Source organism: Streptomyces yerevanensis, from assembly GCF_000716805.1.
GTDB lineage: Bacteria > Actinomycetota > Actinomycetes > Streptomycetales > Streptomycetaceae > Streptomyces > Streptomyces flaveus.
Genome location: NZ_JNWJ01000012.1, coordinates 58,528 through 75,167 on the forward strand (window position 1 = coordinate 58,528; position 16,640 = coordinate 75,167).

The following is a 16,640-nucleotide window of genomic DNA, read 5'->3' on the forward strand; positions in this document are numbered from 1 at the left end:
CTGCGCGACCAGCCACAGTCAACCCGCAGCCGCCCAACCGCCGGAGGCACATGGTATGGACGAGCGATCGGCACAACATCGTTGGGAGCGGCGCACTCAGCAGCCGCTGATGGGGCTGGCGGTGGTGTTCGCCGCCGCCTACGCGGTGCCGATCATCTGGCCCGACGCCAGTCAGGCCGTGACAAAAGCGTGCGAGGTAGTGGAGTGGGTCGTGTGGGGAGCCTTCTCCCTCGACTACCTCGTACGGCTCGTACTGACCGAGCGACGGCGTGAGTTCGTGCGCACGCACTGGCTCGACCTGTGCGCCGTACTGCTGCCGCTGGTCCAGCCGCTACGGCTGCTCCGGGTCGTGGCCACGGTGCTGCTCGTCGGGCAGCGGGCCAGGATGGCCACACAGATCCGGCTCACCACGTACGTCGCGGGTGCCGTGGTCGCGCTGATGATGTTCGGCTCACTCGCCGTGCTGTCCGTCGAACGGGAGTCGCCGGACGGCAACATCAAGTCGATGGGTGACGCGGTGTGGTGGTCGTTCACCACCATGACGACCGTCGGCTACGGCGACCACGCACCGACGACCGGCCTCGGCCGCATGATCGCGGTCGGTCTGATGCTCTCCGGGATCGCCCTGCTCGGTGTCGTCACCGCCAATATCGCGGCCTGGTTCATCGCCCGCTTCGAGTCGGACGACGTGGAGGAGCGACGGCAGACGGCCGCGATCGAAGCCCTCGCGGAGGAGGTACGGGCACTGCGCGCCCAGGTCGCCGCGCTGTCCGATTCTTCAGGGAAGGTCCCCGAGAAGAGCCGTACATAGGGCTCGTATACAGGTGACCGCCCGCGCCCCTGACGGAGCGCGGGGCTCCCTCACGTCCCGCGGACCGCGGATCAGAACATTCCGGCCGCGGGGGTCCCTGTCCCGGCGAGCCAGACGATCGCCAGGACCGTGTCGATCGTGCCCAGCACCACGGCGATCAGTGCCGGTACCGGGCGGGCGCCGCTCCAGCTGCGTCCCATGGCGAGCCAGCCGCAGGCGATCGCCACCGGGCCGAGAATGATGCCCAGTGTGAAGAAGCCGGCGACCGCGCAGATGGCTCCGATGATTCCGAGCGTCGCGCGATCCGGCCCACTCCGATGCCACGTCCGGCCCCGTGAGCGGGGGTGCTTGCGCGTGGTGTGTCCGAAGCCCGCCATCATCAACTCCCTGGACTTTCGCTGCCGGTTCGGGCTCGATGCGGCGAGTACCCCGGTTCGTCATCCCTAGACCTGCTCTCTGGGACCAGAGTTGGATCCGCGGCGCGCCATCCCCCTCCGGCGGCGCGCCGCGGCCTGGCCCGACTGCCGTGGCGTACGGATCAGTTGAACCACTCTGGCCGCCGCAAGGACCGTACGAAAGTCGTACGGACACCTGTCACCCTGATAGGCGAACGCCCCGCTGGGTGTACCCGACGGGGCGTCAGACACGGCGGACGACTGCCTAGATGTGCCCCGCCCCCGGACCCGCCGCATCCGCGTTGGCGCCGCGTTTGGTGAGGAAGGCGACGAGGACCGCGGCGGCGGCGACCCCGGCGGCGACCAGGCTGGCCAGGCTCATGCCGGAGATGAACGTGTCGTGGGCGACTTCCGTGATCTTCTCGGCGATCGGGGCCGGAGTGTCCGGCGGCACCGGCGCGGCGCCGACCTGGACCGCCTCGGAGGCCTGGTGGAGCTGGGCCTCGGAGAGCGGCGGAAGCTTGGCGTCCGCCCAGTTGCCCGCGAGGTCGTTGTCGACCTTGGAGGCCATCACGGCGCCGAGGACCGCCGTACCGAGGCTGCCGCCGATCTGCATGGCCGCCTGCTGGAGACCGCCGGCGACACCGGAGAGCTCCATCGGCGCGTTGCCCACGATGACCTCGGTCGCGCCGACCATGACGGGCGCGAGTCCGAGGCCGAGGAGGGCGAACCAGATCGACATGACGCCGCTGCCGGTGCCCTTCTCCAGCGTCGACATGCCGTACATGGCGATGGCCGTGCACGCCATGCCGCCCGCGAGCGGGATGCGTGGCCCCACCTTGGTGATCATGGCACCCGCGAGAGGCGAGCCGACGATCATCATGCCGGTGAGCGGCAGCAGGTGCAGGCCCGCGTCGATGGGGCTCATGCCGTGCACGTTCTGCAAGTAGAAGGTGACGAAGAAGAGGCCGCCCATGAAGGCGATGGCCATGAGCACCATCAGGACCACACCGGCCGAGAGCGGTACGGAACGGAACAGGGCCAGCGGGATGAGCGGTTCCCTGACCTTCGTCTCCCAGACCGCGAACAGGGCGAAGCCGAGCACGGAGATGCCTAGGAACGTCCAGGTCATACCGTCGCCCCAGCCCCACTCCGGGGCCTTGATGAGCGCCCAGACCAGGCAGAACATGGCGCCGGACAACAGCCCGATGCCGAGCACGTCGAAGGAGCGCGGCGCGTTCTCGGCGCGGTGGTCGGTGAGGATCACCACGCCGAGTACGACGGCCAGGATGCCGACGGGGACGTTGATGAAGAAGACGGACTGCCAGTTGACGTTCTCGACGAGCACGCCGCCGAGGATCGGGCCGCCCGCGGTGGAGGCGCCGATCACCATGCCCCAGATGCCGATGGCCATGTTCAGCTTCTCGGCGGGGAAGGTGGCCCGCAGCAGTCCGAGCGCGGCCGGCATCAGCAGCGCGCCGAACAGGCCCTGGAAGACACGGAACGTGATGACCATGGCGATGGAGCTGGACATCCCGATGACACCCGAGGCCACCGCGAAACCCACGACGCCTATGAGGAAGGTCTGCCGGTGTCCGAACCGGTCGCCGAGCTTGCCCGCCGTGATCAGCGTGACGGCGAGCGCGAGGAAGTACGCGTTGGTGATCCACTGGACGTCGGCGAAGGTGGCGCCCAGGTCCGTGGCGATAGCCGGGTTGGCGATGGCCACGATGGTGCCGTCGAGGGCGACCATCATGACGCCCACGGCCACGGTGATGAGGGTCAACCAGGGGTGGCCGCGAAGCCCCCGGTCCGTTGTCCGATCCGACGGGACGACTGGCGTCTTGTCCCCCGAGCCCGTCTTGTCGACAGTGGTCTGACTAGTCATGCGTTCAAGGCTAACGACAGTCACTGACACTTGACGAATCGATTCACAAGTCGGTAACTGTCACGTCACTCATCGATAGGGTGAGCCGGACAAAAAGGCTTGGGCAAGGCTTCGGAGCGAACAAGGCTTGGTGCGAACAGTTCGGACAGCTCAGACAGTCCGGAAGGGAGGGCCCATGGACACGCTGCCCCGACCCGGGCTGCGCGAGCGCAAGAAGCAGCGGACCAGGGACGCGCTGGTGCGGGCCGCCCTGGAACTGTTCACGGACAAGGGGTACGAGCGGACGACCGTCGACGAGATCACCGAAGCCGTCGATGTGTCACAGCGCACGTTCTTCCGTTACTTCGCGGGCAAGGAGGAGGCCGCGTTCGCCGTCCTGGAGATGACGGAGGCGCACTTCCTCGACCTGGTGCGCGAGCGCCCGCCCCACGAGAGCCCGTTGGAGGCGCTGCGCCGGGCCGTCCTGGAGAACTGGGACACCCTGAACGAGACCGTCGAGAGCGTCATACCGGTCGAACTGCACATGCGCACCTTCCAGCTGATCGAGTCGACGCCCGCCCTGCTCGCCGTCCATCTGCGCCGCACCGCGGACTTGGAGGAGAAGCTCGCACGACTGATCGCCGAGCGTGAGGGCCTGGACGTGGACGCCGATCCGCGACCGCGGGTGGCGGTGGCCGTGTTCAGCGGGGTGATGCGGGTGACCGGGCGGCTGTGGAGCACGGGCGGGGACCTCAGCGTCGAGGCGATTCGCACGCTGACCACCGCTTACCTCGACCAGGTGGGGCCCGCGTTGACCAAGGACTGGAACATACAAGGCAAAAGAGGCAAAGGCCCGGCGTGACGCTTCAGTTCCTACACACAGCGTGACGCTTTAACTCCCACTGAGCCCGGATTGACCCAATTACCCGACAAGAAACGTGATCCCCCTCACTCGGTTAACGCGAGACACTCTTGTTCTCTTAGTGTGTCCTCCCAGTGACTTCCTTCGACTCCCCTCCCCAACTCAACGTCTGGCGCGCTCTCCTCGCTCTGGCCGTCGTCTTCGTCATGCTGGCGACCACCGGCTGGACCGTCGTACGCAACCACAGAGCCGCGGCGACACCGCTCGAGGCCTCCCTCTCCGCCTGGGAACGCGGCGGCATCGGCGGACGTGAGCTGCCGGACCCGGACTCCGCGCCGGCCCGCCTCGCCCGCTTCTTCGCCTCGCTCGACGTCCAGCAGCGCCACCGGCTCGCCGCCCGCTATCCGCTCGCGGTCGGCAACATGAACGGGGCGCCGGTGAAACTCCGGTACCGCGCCAACCGCATCGCGCTCGACGAAGCACGCAGGACCGAGCGAAAGCGCATGTACGACGAACGGCTCTCGCCCGCGGGTCAGCACGAGGCGGGCCGCCGTATGCACCGTTACGAGGACCTGCTGCAAAAGGACCGTCAGATCCTCGCCTTCGACCCGCTGGGCGCGGGTCGGATCGCCGAGGTCTTCGGAGACCTGGGCAAGGCACAGCGCGTCTCGGTCGTCGTTCCGGGCGTCGACACCGACGTACTGAACTTCCAGCGCACCGACCGCGAGTTCTCCGCACCCGTCGGCATGGCGAGGTCGCTGTACCTGGAAGAGCGTTCGGCCAGCCCGAATACGCGTACGGCCGTGATCGCCTGGGCCGACTACACGGCGCCCAGCGGGCTCGGCATGGACGCGGCCACCGGCGTACGCGCCGAGGAGGGCGCGGTCCGGCTCAACACACTCGTACGGACGCTGCCCGGCCGCTCACCCATCGCGCTGTACTGCCACAGCTACGGCTCCGTGGTCTGCGGCGTCGCCGCGGACGCGCTGCCGTCCCGGGTCTCCGACATCGCGGTCGCGGGCAGCCCCGGGATGCGGGTCGCGAACGCCGGGCAACTGCACACCTCCGCGCGGGTGTGGGCCACGCGGGACTCCGACGACTGGATCCAGGACGTGCCGTACATGGAGGTCGGCTGGCTCGGTCACGGGGCCGATCCGGTGTCCTCGGGGTTCGGGGCGCGGGTGCTGTCCGCATGGGGCGCGAAGGGCCACGGCGGCTATTTCGAGCCGGGTACGGAGAGCCTGCGCAACTTCGCCGAGATCGGTGTTGGCGCGTACCGCGCGGTGAGCTGCGCACACGAGGATGACGTGTGCCAGAAGGGTTTGTCCGACATGGCTGAAGCCGGACGCGCGTAGAGGACGAAGAAACCGCGGTTCGCACGGGGAGGGGACGAGAAAGCGCATGGCGCATACGATGGCCCGCATGGGTGACGTACTGGCCGGATTGCATGCCGCCTGGGAGTTCGAGTCCGACTCCGTGCTCATCCGCTTCGAACGGGGGATCCGTACGCCGAAGCTGTTCCAGACGCTCGGCGAACGCCGTATCCCCATCGAGGCGATTGCGGCGGTGACGCTGACCCCCGGCAAACGCGGGACGGTCGTCCTGCGCGCCGAACCGAGACCGGGCGCGGACCCGCTGATGGAGGCGGCGGCGGGACAGCTCAAGGAAGCATGCGATCCCTACCGTCTGGTGCTCCCCGGCGATCGCGAGACGCTCGCCGAGTACTACGCCGACGAGCTGCGGGCCCAACTCGTCCCCGATGACGCGGCCGTGGCGGAGCGTTATCTGGTGGACCCGCCCGAGGCGCCGCTGCAGTTCAAGGCGTACGACGGGAAGGCGTCCTTCGACGGCAAGTCGGTGTCCTTCCGGTGGTTCTGGACGGGCGCCTCGTCCGCCAAGTGGAAGGCGGGCGACCAGAGTTTCGCGATCTCGGAGCTGAGCGGCGTCGAGTGGCGCTCGCCCGAGGTCTTCGAGGGCCATCTGCGGCTGCTGCACCGCGAACCGTCCTACGCCCAGCCCGCGCAGGCCGACCAGGACCCGGCGGCGGTCGTCTTCGGCCTCGGTTACGGGCCCGTGCACGAGTCGCTGCCCTTCGCGGCCTCGGTCCTCGCGGCGGTACGCGCGGCCGGGCCCCCTGCGAAGAGCGACGGCGCCCCGTCCGCCCGGCACCGCGACCCCGCGGACATCGCCGACCGGATCCGGCACCTCGGGGAGCTGCACCAGGCGGGGCTGGTGACGGACGAGGAGTTCACGTCGAAGAAGGCGGAGTTGCTGGCGGAGTTGTGACGGGTCGTGTGGTGGCTCGTCGTCATACCGGTCGTACCTGGGTATGAGGTGCGGCCCGGCTCTCAGGTAGGACGCGGTGAGGGGATCTTCGCGCCTACGCTGATCAGGCCATGAGCAATGCAGCGACTCCTCCCGGTCAGGAGCCCCGCGCACCGGCCGAAGAGCGGTCCGGGCACGGGGTGCGGTACCGTGCGCTCGCCTCGCTGCGTGAGGCCGCGACGGCCTTCGTCCCGTCCAGCGGTGCGGCCGAGCCTCTCCTCGCGCAGGCGCCCAAGCGCTGGATGCGGCGGCTGCCGTATGTGATCGTGCTGGGCTTCGCCGCCGTCCTGGTTCCGGTCACGGCCCAGGTCCTGGGGAGCGACTATGGGGTGAACGACGGTCTGTCAGGCGCCCTCGGGTTCGCTCAGGCCGCACCTCTGCTGCTGGCCGTGAGCCGACCGCTGACCGCGTGGTGGATCGTCTTCGTGGCGGACCTCATCGGAGCGTTCGTGCTGCTGAAGCATGACGACGGTCGGCCCTCTCCCTTCACCGCCATGGTCATCGTGGGCTATCTGGTGCTGTGCCTGGCGCTCTCCCTGCGCGAGCCACGCCGCACCGTGATCGGTGTCTGGGGGGCCACCGTGGCCGCGAGCCTCGTGCTGGGCGGGGTCCGGGCCCCTGACAGCCAGGACACCAGCGTGCTGATGATCGTCCTCAGCGGTGCCGCACTGCTGCTGGGCACCCTGATACGCGAGCGCGGCGAGACCCGGCGGCGGCTCGTCGAGCAGGAGACGATCAGCGAGACCGAGCGCGCCCGGCGCACGCTCCTGGAGGAACGGGCCCGTATCGCAAGGGAGCTGCACGACGTGGTGGCCCATCACATGACGGTGATATCGGTCCAGGCGGACTCCGCGCCGTACCGGCTCAGCGGCGTCTCCGACGACATACGGAGGGAGTTCGAATCGATAGCCGTCGGCGCCCGGGACTCGCTGGGCGAGATGCGGCGGCTCCTCGAGGTGCTGCGCAGTGAGGACGCGCGGGACGAGCGGGCCCCGCAGCCGGGCCTGGACAAACTGCGCCAGCTCGTCGAGGCCACCAGACGCGGCGGTGTCCCGGTCGAGCTGTCGCTTCCGAAGCCGGTTCTCGAGAAGGACGAGAAGGAATGGGCGAAGGTGTCACCGGCCGTGGACCTGTCCGCGTACCGCATCGTGCAGGAGGCCCTGTCGAACGTGGTACGGCATGCCCCCGGCGCCCCCACCCAGGTGTCGCTGTCCACCGACGGCCGGCATCTGACGGTGCTCGTCGTCAACGGGCCCGCGGCGAAGCCGGTTTCGGGCCTGGAGTCGAGCGGCACCGGGCACGGACTGGTCGGCATGGGCGAGCGCGTCCGGCTGGTCGGCGGCACGCTGGATGTCGGACCACTGCCGGATGGTGGATTCCGGGTCGCGGCCCGGCTGCCGGTGGCCGAGCCCTCGTCGTCCGCGGAGGAGCCCGTGGGGTCCTTGGAGACCGCAAAGGAGCCCGGCACTTCATGACCATCCGCGTGATCATCGTCGACGACCAGGCCATGGTCCGCGCCGGTTTCGCGGCCCTGTTGGCAGCGCAGAGCGATATCGACGTGGTGGGCGAGGCGGCGGACGGCAGAAAGGGCGTCGAGCTGGCCCGTGGCACGCGTCCCGACGTAGTCCTCATGGACGTACGGATGCCGGAGATGGACGGCCTGGCCGCGGCGCGCATCCTGCTGGACCCGCAGGAGGACCACAAGGACTACATGGACCACGAGGATGCCGTGAGCCGGCCGAAGGTGCTGATGCTCACCACCTTCGACGCGGACGATTATGTGTACGAGGCGCTGCGCGCCGGAGCCTCCGGGTTCCTGCTCAAGGATGCGCCGCCCGCCGATCTGATCGCGGCGGTCCGCGTGGTGGCCGCCGGGGACGCGTTGCTCGCCCCGAAGGTGACGCGCCGTCTGATCGCCGACTTCGCGCAGCAGCGCCCCGCCCCACGCAGAAGACCCGCCGTTCAGCTGGAGGGCCTGACGCCGCGTGAGACGGAGGTGCTGGAACTGGTCGCCCGCGGGCTGTCCAACCAGGAGATAGCGGACCACCTGGTGCTGGCCGAGCAGACGGTGAAGACCCACATAGGCCGCGTACTGGCGAAGCTGGACCTCCGCGACCGCGCACAGGCTGTGATCTTCGCCTATGAGTCGGGGCTGGTCACGCCCGGCGACCGATAGGGCCGTCGGGGCATGACCAGCGGGTTCACCGCCGGCTTGGGCTCACTCCCGGCCGGCGGAGGTGAACGCCATGTCGGCGTACCGGTTTCCGGCCACCTTGGAGGCGATCGGCTCCAGCAGGGCCATGTCCTCCTCGCCGAGGACGATGCGGGTGGCGGCCGCGTTCTCCTCGATGCGGCTGCGCTTGCGGGTGCCCGGGATCGGTACGACCGGCAGCCCGTGCGTCGCCGCCTGCTGCTGCACCCACGCCAGCGCGATCTGCCCGAGCGAGGCGCTGTGGGAGTCGGCGACCGCCCGTATCGGCTCGAGGAGGGCGACGTTCGCGGCCGCGTTCTCGCCCGTGAAGCGGGGCTGCTGACGGCGGAAGTCGTCGGCGGTCAGGTCCTTCTCGGCGTTGGCGAAGGAGCCCGTGAGGAAGCCGCGGCCGAGCGGCGAGTACGGCACCAGGGCCACGCCCAGCTCACGGGCGGCCGGTACGACACCGGCCTCGATGTCTCGGCTGAACAATGACCACTCCGACTGCACGGCCGCGATCGGATGCACGGCCTGCGCCGCGCGCAGCTCGCCGCCCGTGACCTCGCTCAGCCCGAGGTGTTTGACCTTGCCCTCGCGCACCAGCTCGGCCATGACGCCGACGGTCTCCTCGATGGGGATGTTCGGGTCACGCCGGTGCATGTAGTAGAGGTCGATCACGTCGACGTCCAGCCGCTTCAGGCTCGCCTCCACGGCCTGGCGGATGTACGGCGGGTCATTGCGGATGATGCGCTTCGTCGGCTCGTCCGGCGGGACCGACAGGGCGAACTTCGTCGCGATGACGACCTCGTCGCGGTGGGCCTTGAAGAACGGCGAGAGGAACTTCTCGTTCTCGCCCCGGCCGTAGGCATCGGCGGTGTCGTAGTGCGTCACGCCCAGTTCCAGCGCACGCTCCAGGGTGGCCCGTGCCTCGTCGGCGTCCGTCGGGCCGTACGCGAAGCTCATCCCCATGCAGCCGAGGCCCTGTACACCGACCTCGGGGCCGCCCGTGCCGAGTTCCACCTTCGCGATCTTGCTGTCCGTCATCAGGACCTCTCCGACGCCAGGGCACGCCCAGCGTCCGCGTAGAAATTGATCTTGCGGTCGAGTACCGCGAGCGTGTCCTGGAGTTCGGCGATCCGGGACAGGACGTCCTCCCGAGTCGCCTTCAGGAGCTCGAAGCGGTCGCCATAGGTGTGGTCGCCCTCGCGCACCAGCTCCGCGTACCGCACCATGTCGGCGACCGGCATGCCGGTCAGCCGGAGCTTGCCGACGAGGTCGAGCCAGTCCAGGTCACGGTTGCTGTAGCGGCGCTGCCCGGTGTGGGAGCGGTCGATGTGCGGCATCAGCCCGATCCGCTCGTACCAGCGCAGGGTGTGCGCCGTGAGGCCGGTGAAGGCGACGACCTCGCTGATCGTGTACTTGTCCTGTCCGTCCGGGCGTCGGTCGACCTGCCGCGGGCCGGCGCAACTGTCGGTCCTGGTAGTACTCGTGGTCTCCATCACCGTCATGGCCCCCACGCTAAAACCTTGGAGTGCGCTCCAAGCAAGCGAATACGGTGAGAAAACCGGAGGACGTGACGTGAGCGCGGTGGTTAGCGTGCAGGACATGAGTCTCGTACGACGTGCCACGGTCGAGGACGCGGAGGAAGTGCTCCGGCTGCGTCAGGTGATGGTCGACTCGGTCTTCACCGCGGACGGTTCAACCGAGTGGCACGCCGAGTCCCTGCCCACCGTACGCGTCAGACTCGCCGATGCGGACGGGGACTTCGCGGCCTTCGTCGTCGACCACCCCGACCGGCCGGACGCGCTCGCGGCGCTCGTCGTCGGGACCATCGAGTACCGGATCGGGCGGGCGGACAATCCGCACGGCTGCGTGGGGCACGTCTTCAGCGTGGCCACCGACCCGGACACGCGGCGCCGTGGGTACGCGCGCGCGTGCATGGAGAGCCTCCTCGACTGGTTCCGCGAGAAGGGCGCCGCCCACGTCGATCTGAACGCCTCCGCCGAGGCCGAGCCGCTGTACGCGTCGCTGGGTTTCGTGCGTAAGCCGGACCCGTCGATGCGGCTGACGCTCTGAGCGGGCTTAGCCTCGATCCACCCGGAAATAGCCGGTCCATGTCTTGGGCATGAAGACGCGGATACCCTCTGAACTGGGACGATGGGACTTCCTACGGTTCCACGTCCACAGAGCAGGAGGACACCCGCGAGATGCAATCTTCCCCTGCCGTTTCAACGGTGTCCGCCGCGTTCGATGACACAAATCTGGTCGTGCATCCTGGGCTGGCCCCGGTGATGCGGCTGGCCGAGCGGTGCGGGCTCGCCCATCTGGTGGCGGACAAGGTGAAGCTGAGCGGGGCGAAGAACATCGCGGGAGCAGCGGACGCCGAGGCCAGCCGCACCGAGCAGGGCGCGGAGTGCGGCTGGCTCAAGGGCATCCGCACTCTGCATCCCCTGCTGGCCTCGATCTGCACGCCCAGTTCGCGGCCGATGATCGCCACCGTGCGGATGCGGCGCGGGAAGGCCGCCGACTCCCGAAGCGCTGCGAAGCTTGTCGGTGAGGCGCTGGCCACCGCGGCCAAGGCCGGCTGCACCAGCCTGCGCATCCTGCGGGCGGACTATCGAGTACCGGATCGGGCGGGAACCCGCACGGGTCGGTCGGGTACGTGTTCAGCGTCGCCACCGCCCCGGACGCACGGCGCCGCGGTTACGCCCGCGCGTGTATGGAGACGCTTCTCGACTGGTTCCGCGAGAAAGGTGCCGCGCAGGTCGACCTGAACGCTTCCGCGGAGGCGGAGCCGCTAACGCGTCCCTGGGCTTCGTACGCAAGCCCGACCGTTCCTAAGGACTGAGCGGGAGTGGGTCCTGGTGCCAGGACGGTTGCTCAGCCGCGTGCCCCGAACGGTGTTGGGCATGCTGGTCGCCCGCGTTCGCTCCGCGTCCGGGCGGCACGCATCTGGTGCGTGGTCCGGGAATGCGGGGGCGGGTTTCCTCACGCCGCCGGGTTTCCGGTCCGGCCTGGACGGTCCGATGCCCCACACGATCACTCCGGTCGTGTGGGGGCGGTGCCGTCCTCCCCCAGTGCCTTAAGGGCCTGGGAGGTACCCCCAGCCGGATCGGATGCCCGAGGGCGCGCCTTCCGATCGCCACGGCTGCCGCATCGTGGCGAGTGGTCGTGCGGTTCGTGCTGGTCAGGGGCTTCTGCCAGTGCTGGGCTCCCCACTTGCTGGTGTAGGCCGGGTCGACCGCGACGACGGTGATGTTCTGCTCGGCGGCCATCGACGCCAGCCGGGCCTTGAGTTTGGCCGTGGGGAAGCGGGAGATCAGTCGGCGGAAGCGTTTGTTGCGGCCGTGCTTCTCCCGGGACGTGCCGTCGGTGAAGTCGAGGTCCTCCAGCGCGATCGCGGCGGCGCCGCTGCGGCGGGTGTGGTGCAGCAGCCGGGTGAGCGCGTGCCGGATCTGGGCATCGCGGTGCGCGGCCGTACCGGTCAGGTCGTAGAAGAAGCGCTGGGGCTCGCCGACCGGGTTGCCGTGGGTGTCCAGGTGCCAGGCGGCGAGGTGGTCGTCGTTCATGTCCACCCCGACCACGCCCGAGGCGAGGGCCGCCTGAAGCGGCAGCACCGGGGCGGTGGGTGGCCCGCTGCCAGGCGGCCGTTGCATACCAGCGGCCGCGTACTGGGTCGTGGTGGATGCGGTAGGCCACCGCCCGGTTGGCGGTGATCCGGTCGCGCCACTCCTCGCCCCGGTGCTTGAACGTCACGGTCGCGTTCAGCACATAGCGGCCGTGTGGGGCGTTGGCGAGATGGGCCAGCGGGGCCGGGAGTTTGAGGGTGACCTGTCCGGTGTCGGTGATGCGGATGGTCTCGTTGCCGAAGCGTTTGCCGGACTCCCCGTCGGCGGCCAGGAACATCCGCGCCGCCTGCCACCGCTGCCGCCACCCGGCCTCGTCCAGCCCGGCCTCGGGCAGGTGGTGTCGCAGGTGGGCGAGGCGTTTGCCGCCGCGCACCACGTGCACCTTCCCTGCCGCCCAGTCCGCCTCCAGCGCCGCCAGCCGGTTCGTGAGGGCATGCAGGCGGCGGGACTTGGCATGCCACTCGGATCGGGAGGCATAGCCGCGCACAAGCCTCTCCCGCTTGTTGGCCTTGGCGCCCAGTGGGCGGGCCAGCCGGGCTTCGATCGATGCGATCTGCCCACGCAGCCAGGCCATCTCGGCCATCTGGCCGCGCCGGGTCAGCGCCCACTGGTCGTGGGTGGCCTTGGTGATGCTGCCCGCCCAGCGCGCCGACGAGGCCCCGGTCAGCTCCCGCTTGCGCCCCGCCCATGCGGCGGCATCGTGCTCCAGGCCCTGCCGGGAGCGGGCTGCGAGATCCTGGGTCGCCAGCGAGCCGAGGAATACCCCCACCTCACGCAGCACGGCCGTGTCAGTCTTCGTCAGCCGCAGCCGGGCCCGGATCGCCACCCCCGAAGGGCCGGGCGCCACGAACGGCGCCACCACCTCCCGCAGCCCGCCCACCCCGTCACCTCCGTCCGGCTCCGCCCCGAAGATCCCCGCCATCGCATCCAACGACCACCATCCGCAAAGGTCACACATTCGAGACAGAAACGTCCGTTCCCGTACCGGAATGTTCGTGCCTGCACCGCATGGCGGACGCCGATGCTCGCTCGTGCACGCCAGAACGCACCCGCACTCAGTCAAGTCGCAGCAGTTCCCAACCCCTCGATGCAGTTGGCCTTCTCGGCAGGCTTAGGCTCGACCCATGCCTTTGCCTACGCCCCTGCAGAGCCTGACCCTGATCGAGAACTGGCCAGCTCCTGCCGCCGCGGCCGTCGTCCGTGCGGACGGTACGGTGCTGGGCACCCACGGGCCCACCAGGCAGCGGTTCGCGCTCGCCTCGGTCACCAAGCCGCTCGCGGCGTACGCGGTGCTCGTCGCGTACGAGGAGGGCGCGATCGAGCTCGACGAGCCCGCCGGGCCCGAGGGTTCCACCGTCCGCCACCTCCTCGCGCACACCAGCGGGCTCGCCTTCGACGAGCACCGGGTGACGACGGCGCCCGGGGCGCGGCGGCTGTACTCCAACGCTGGGTTCGAGGTGCTAGGCGATCATGTGGCGAAGGCGACGGAGATTCCGTTCGCGGAGTACCTGCGGCAAGCGGTGCTCGAGCCGCTCGGGATGACGGGGACGACGCTGGACGGGTCCCCCGCCAAGGACGGCGTCTCGACCGTCGACGACCTTGTCCGCTTCGCGGCCGAGGTGCAGGCTCCGCGACTCCTCGACCCGCGGACGGTCGCCGAGGCGATGACGGTCCAGTACCCCGGCACGAAGGGCGTCCTGCCGGGCTACGGCCACCAGAACCCCAACGACTGGGGCCTGGGCTTCGAGATCCGCGACTCCAAGTCCCCCCACTGGACGGGCAGTTCATCCTCCCCCCGCACCTTCGGTCACTTCGGCCAGTCGGGCACGTTCCTGTGGATCGACCCGGACGCGGGGGTGGCCTGCGCGGCTCTCACGGACCGGGCGTTCGGGCCGTGGGCGATCGAGGCGTGGACACCGTTCACGGACACGGTGCTCGCCGAGCTGGCCGAGCTCAAGAGCGGTGGTTGAGGCTCCGGTTGAGGCGGTGGCCGATCCGTTCGGCTACTCTCCCCCGTGCACACACGCCGCACAGTTATCGGGGGAGAACCATGCGCGAGGTTCAACGAAGCGGAAAATTCCGCCCGTTGGAGGCCGGCGACCCTAAGGTCGTGGCGAGTTATCGGCTCGCGGCACGGCTCGGCTCGGGTGGCATGGGCACGGTGTACCTGTCGTACACGCCGGGCGGGCACCCGATCGCGCTGAAGACGATCCGGCCCGAGCTGAGCGAGGATCCCGAGTTCCGCCGCAGGTTCCGGCAGGAGGTCCAGGCCGCCCAGCGCGTGCAGGGCCTCTACACGGCACCGGTCATCGACTACGACACCGAGGGCACGCAGCCGTGGCTGGCCACCGCCTATGTGCCCGGCCCGTCCCTGCACTCCGCGGTCGCCGAGCACGGCTCGCTGCCGGTGTCCTCGGTCCTGCTGCTGCTCGCGGGGGTGGCGGAGGCGTTGAAGGTCATCCACGCGGCGGGCATCGTCCATCGCGACCTGAAGCCCTCCAACGTGCTGCTCGCCGCCGACGGTCCCCGGGTCATCGACTTCGGCATCGCGCGCGCCGCCGACGCCACCGCCCTGACAGGCACCGGCGTCTCCATCGGCACCCCGGCGTTCATGTCGCCGGAGCAGGCGGCCGGGAAGCCGGTCACGCCCGCGTCGGACGTCTTCGCGCTCGGCCAGGTGGCCGTGTACGCGGCGCGCGGCACCGGAGCCTACGGGGACGGACCCTCGCACGCCGTGCTGTACCGGATCGTCCACGAACAGCCGGACCTCTCCGGCATCCCGGAGGAACTCGGGTTCATCGCGCGCTGCCTGGCGAAGAATCCGGACGACCGGCCCTCGCCCGCCGAGGTCATCTCCCTGTGCCAGGACGCGTCACCCACTCAGCTGCGCCAGTCGGGCTCCTGGCTGCCGGACCCGATCGGCGCCGACATCACGCAGCGGACCTCGGCGTCGGCGGAGCTGCTGGCCGCGCGGAACAAGACGCCGGAGGCACCGACCGCGGCGCCCCCGCCTGTACCGCCCACCGCGCCGGTGACCCAGCCGGACGCACCGGCCGCCGGCCCCGCCACACCACCGGTGCACGCCGCGCCGACCGTCCACGCCGGCCCGGTCACGCCGCCTCCGCCCATGCCCGCCCCACAACCGCCGGTGTACACGCAGCCGCCGTACACACAGCAGCCCGTGCACCAGGCCCCGTATCCCCAGCAGCACGGCTGGCACCAGCAGCCACAGCCGCACCCGCGCCCGTATCCGCTCTCGCCGTCCAAGAACAACGTCGGCAAGTGGATCGGCGTCGGCGTCGCGGTGGTCGCTTCCCTGATATGGGTCGGGGGTTGCGCGTCCGTCCTGAAGGACTTGGGTGACTCGTCGGACGACGCCTCGAGCAGCTCCGGCGGTAGCTCCGGTTCCAGCAGCCCGAAGGCGCTGCCCGACCCCAAGCCGGTCAGCTACCCGGGCGTGAACATCCCCAAGGGCTACTACGTCCGGTTCGCCGACTCCCCGCTCAAGCCGCTGTCGGCGGAGGACGTCTCGAACGCCGCCTTCGCCGACAACAGCGACCTCTACTACGACAGAACCTGGTACGTCTCCGACGACGGCTCCCCCGTGCTCGGCAGCAGCAGCGAGAAGGCCGTCCTCCTCAACAACGCGCAGAAGGGCTCCCTCACCACCTGCCGGAACGAGACCCGGTACACCAAGGACGTCTCGCTCGCCCAGATCTCGAAGGGCTCCCAGCTGTGTGTGCACACCGCGTCCGGCCATATCGCCCTGGTCACCTACCAGGGCTCGGCCCCCAGTGGCGACCCCAGTGACTACGTCTCCGTGGACATCACCGTGTGGCGCAACGCGGAGGAGCCCAGCACCGAGAACTGAGCCCCCGTCACCCCGACAACTCCCAGATCAGCACCTCGGCCGGGACGGACCCGGCGACCAGCTCCAGCCCCTTCTCCCCCTCGGCCCGCACCGCGTCCCCGGCCCCCAGCTCATGGAGGCCGACCCGGACGGCACCCCGTACGACGTGCAGATACGTGCGCGGCGCGTCCGGTATGGCGGTCCGCTCCCCCACCGCCCCCAGCCGCCGCACATGCAGCATCGCCCCGGCCTCCGGGACGGCGTACGGCGTGGAATCCGCGATGCCGTGCACGATCTCGTACGCGGGATCGCCGCCGGGGTCCAAGGGCGCCAGCCACATCTGTACGAAGGCCAACGGCTCGGCGCTGTCGTTGCGCTCCACGTGCCGTACGCCGCCCGCCGAGCTGAGCCGCTGCACGTCCCCGGCCCTGACCACCGACTCGTGGCCCGCCGAGTCGCGGTGCGTCAGCTCGCCCGAGACGACCCAGGTCACGATCTCCGTGTGACTGTGCGGGTGCTCGTCGAAGCCCGCGCCGGGCGCGAGCCGCTCCTCGTTGCAGGCGATGACCGCGCCGAAACGGAGGTTGTCGGGGTCGTAGTGGGGTCCGAAGGAGAAGGCGTGCAGGGACTCGATCCCGGCCGCCGGGTCGCCTCCGCGGTAGCGCTCAGCGGAGCGCCGTATGTCCATCACCGGGCCCACGGTAGACCTG

The 16,640-nt window shown here is 69.8% G+C and carries 14 protein-coding genes and 2 pseudogenes; 10 read left to right on the forward strand and 6 right to left on the reverse strand.

Annotated elements, in window-relative coordinates; translation table 11 throughout:
• Positions 1-55: 55 nt before the first annotated feature.
• Positions 56-811 carry a potassium channel family protein gene (locus tag OP79_RS14915; protein ID WP_033320669.1) on the forward strand — a complete coding sequence of 252 codons (756 nt, stop codon included), beginning with the start codon at positions 56-58 and terminating at the stop codon, positions 809-811.
• Between the two features lie 71 nt (positions 812-882).
• Here OP79_RS14915 and OP79_RS14920 read toward each other — a convergent pair whose 3' ends face one another.
• Both OP79_RS14920 and OP79_RS14925 read right to left on the reverse strand, forming a co-directional pair.
• Positions 883-1,191, reverse strand: a complete 309-nt coding sequence (locus OP79_RS14920; RefSeq protein WP_033320670.1) for a hypothetical protein — start codon at positions 1,189-1,191, stop codon at positions 883-885.
• A 280-nt stretch (positions 1,192-1,471) separates the two neighbouring features.
• A complete protein-coding gene (locus OP79_RS14925) occupies positions 1,472-3,094 on the reverse strand; it encodes an MFS transporter (RefSeq protein ID WP_033320671.1) in 1,623 nt (540 codons plus the stop codon).
• A gap of 175 nt (positions 3,095-3,269) precedes the next feature.
• On the opposite strand from OP79_RS14925, the gene OP79_RS14930 reads away from it, so the two are divergent.
• From OP79_RS14930 to OP79_RS14950, 5 genes are all read left to right on the forward strand, one after another.
• On the forward strand, positions 3,270-3,935 hold the full coding sequence (locus tag OP79_RS14930; RefSeq protein ID WP_051744666.1) for a TetR/AcrR family transcriptional regulator: 666 nt from the start codon (positions 3,270-3,272) through the stop codon (positions 3,933-3,935).
• A gap of 134 nt (positions 3,936-4,069) precedes the next feature.
• On the forward strand, positions 4,070-5,290 hold the full coding sequence (locus tag OP79_RS14935; RefSeq protein ID WP_033320672.1) for an alpha/beta hydrolase: 1,221 nt from the start codon (positions 4,070-4,072) through the stop codon (positions 5,288-5,290).
• Positions 5,291-5,357: 67 nt separating this feature from the next.
• On the forward strand, positions 5,358-6,221 hold the full coding sequence (locus OP79_RS14940; protein WP_211270798.1) for a DUF4429 domain-containing protein: 864 nt from the start codon (positions 5,358-5,360) through the stop codon (positions 6,219-6,221).
• A gap of 110 nt (positions 6,222-6,331) precedes the next feature.
• Positions 6,332-7,735 (forward strand): sensor histidine kinase, encoded by a 1,404-nt coding sequence (locus tag OP79_RS14945; protein WP_051744667.1) that lies wholly within the window; start codon positions 6,332-6,334, stop codon positions 7,733-7,735.
• Entirely contained in the window at positions 7,732-8,436 is a 705-nt protein-coding gene (locus tag OP79_RS14950; protein ID WP_033320673.1) for a response regulator, read from the forward strand. The genes OP79_RS14945 and OP79_RS14950 overlap by 4 nt, the downstream gene beginning before the upstream one ends.
• Positions 8,437-8,478: 42 nt before the next feature.
• Here OP79_RS14950 and OP79_RS14955 read toward each other — a convergent pair whose 3' ends face one another.
• Positions 8,479-9,495 (reverse strand): aldo/keto reductase, encoded by a 1,017-nt coding sequence (locus OP79_RS14955; RefSeq protein ID WP_033320674.1) that lies wholly within the window; start codon positions 9,493-9,495, stop codon positions 8,479-8,481.
• Positions 9,495-9,959 carry a MerR family transcriptional regulator gene (locus OP79_RS14960; RefSeq protein ID WP_033320675.1) on the reverse strand — a complete coding sequence of 155 codons (465 nt, stop codon included), beginning with the start codon at positions 9,957-9,959 and terminating at the stop codon, positions 9,495-9,497. The genes OP79_RS14955 and OP79_RS14960 overlap by 1 nt, the downstream gene beginning before the upstream one ends.
• A 97-nt stretch (positions 9,960-10,056) precedes the next feature.
• Here OP79_RS14960 and OP79_RS14965 point away from each other — a divergent pair, with 97 nt between their 5' ends.
• Together OP79_RS14965 and OP79_RS51670 are read left to right on the forward strand one after the other, a co-directional pair.
• Complete coding sequence (locus OP79_RS14965; protein WP_033320676.1) at positions 10,057-10,527, forward strand: GNAT family N-acetyltransferase; 471 nt, start codon at positions 10,057-10,059, stop codon at positions 10,525-10,527.
• 501 nt (positions 10,528-11,028) lie between these two features.
• Positions 11,029-11,292: pseudogene (locus OP79_RS51670) on the forward strand (GNAT family N-acetyltransferase); the annotation flags it as partial.
• Here the strand turns inward: OP79_RS51670 and OP79_RS49720 are convergent.
• A pseudogene (locus OP79_RS49720) lies at positions 11,289-13,002 on the reverse strand (nuclease/transposase family protein). The pseudogenes OP79_RS51670 and OP79_RS49720 overlap by 4 nt on opposite strands.
• A gap of 202 nt (positions 13,003-13,204) precedes the next feature.
• Here OP79_RS49720 and OP79_RS14980 point away from each other — a divergent pair.
• Both OP79_RS14980 and OP79_RS14985 read left to right on the forward strand, forming a co-directional pair.
• Positions 13,205-14,050 (forward strand): serine hydrolase domain-containing protein, encoded by an 846-nt coding sequence (locus OP79_RS14980; RefSeq protein ID WP_033320678.1) that lies wholly within the window; start codon positions 13,205-13,207, stop codon positions 14,048-14,050.
• Positions 14,051-14,130: 80 nt separating this feature from the next.
• Positions 14,131-15,951: a protein kinase domain-containing protein gene (locus OP79_RS14985; protein ID WP_033320679.1), complete on the forward strand. Its 1,821-nt coding sequence runs from the start codon at positions 14,131-14,133 to the stop codon at positions 15,949-15,951.
• A gap of 7 nt (positions 15,952-15,958) precedes the next feature.
• Here OP79_RS14985 and OP79_RS14990 read toward each other — a convergent pair whose 3' ends face one another.
• A complete protein-coding gene (locus OP79_RS14990) occupies positions 15,959-16,618 on the reverse strand; it encodes a pirin family protein (protein ID WP_106972387.1) in 660 nt (219 codons plus the stop codon).
• Positions 16,619-16,640 lie beyond the last annotated feature (22 nt).

What these genes read in the sequence shown, in the direction of transcription:
- OP79_RS14950 (WP_033320673.1), top strand. Translation starts at nt 7,732, where the DNA reads ATGACCATCCGCGTGATCATCGTCGACGACCAGGCCATGGTCCGCGCC.
- OP79_RS14915 (WP_033320669.1), top strand. Translation starts at nt 56, where the DNA reads ATGGACGAGCGATCGGCACAACATCGTTGGGAGCGGCGCACTCAGCAG.
- OP79_RS14985 (WP_033320679.1), top strand. Translation starts at nt 14,131, where the DNA reads ATGCGCGAGGTTCAACGAAGCGGAAAATTCCGCCCGTTGGAGGCCGGC.
- OP79_RS14940 (WP_211270798.1), top strand. Translation starts at nt 5,358, where the DNA reads ATGGGTGACGTACTGGCCGGATTGCATGCCGCCTGGGAGTTCGAGTCC.
- OP79_RS14955 (WP_033320674.1), bottom strand. Translation starts at nt 9,495, where the DNA reads ATGACGGACAGCAAGATCGCGAAGGTGGAACTCGGCACGGGCGGCCCC.
- OP79_RS14920 (WP_033320670.1), bottom strand. Translation starts at nt 1,191, where the DNA reads ATGATGGCGGGCTTCGGACACACCACGCGCAAGCACCCCCGCTCACGG.
- OP79_RS14945 (WP_051744667.1), top strand. Translation starts at nt 6,332, where the DNA reads ATGAGCAATGCAGCGACTCCTCCCGGTCAGGAGCCCCGCGCACCGGCC.
- OP79_RS14925 (WP_033320671.1), bottom strand. Translation starts at nt 3,094, where the DNA reads ATGACTAGTCAGACCACTGTCGACAAGACGGGCTCGGGGGACAAGACG.
- OP79_RS14930 (WP_051744666.1), top strand. Translation starts at nt 3,270, where the DNA reads ATGGACACGCTGCCCCGACCCGGGCTGCGCGAGCGCAAGAAGCAGCGG.
- OP79_RS14965 (WP_033320676.1), top strand. Translation starts at nt 10,057, where the DNA reads ATGAGTCTCGTACGACGTGCCACGGTCGAGGACGCGGAGGAAGTGCTC.
- OP79_RS14960 (WP_033320675.1), bottom strand. Translation starts at nt 9,959, where the DNA reads ATGACGGTGATGGAGACCACGAGTACTACCAGGACCGACAGTTGCGCC.
- OP79_RS14990 (WP_106972387.1), bottom strand. Translation starts at nt 16,618, where the DNA reads ATGGACATACGGCGCTCCGCTGAGCGCTACCGCGGAGGCGACCCGGCG.
- OP79_RS14980 (WP_033320678.1), top strand. Translation starts at nt 13,205, where the DNA reads ATGCCTTTGCCTACGCCCCTGCAGAGCCTGACCCTGATCGAGAACTGG.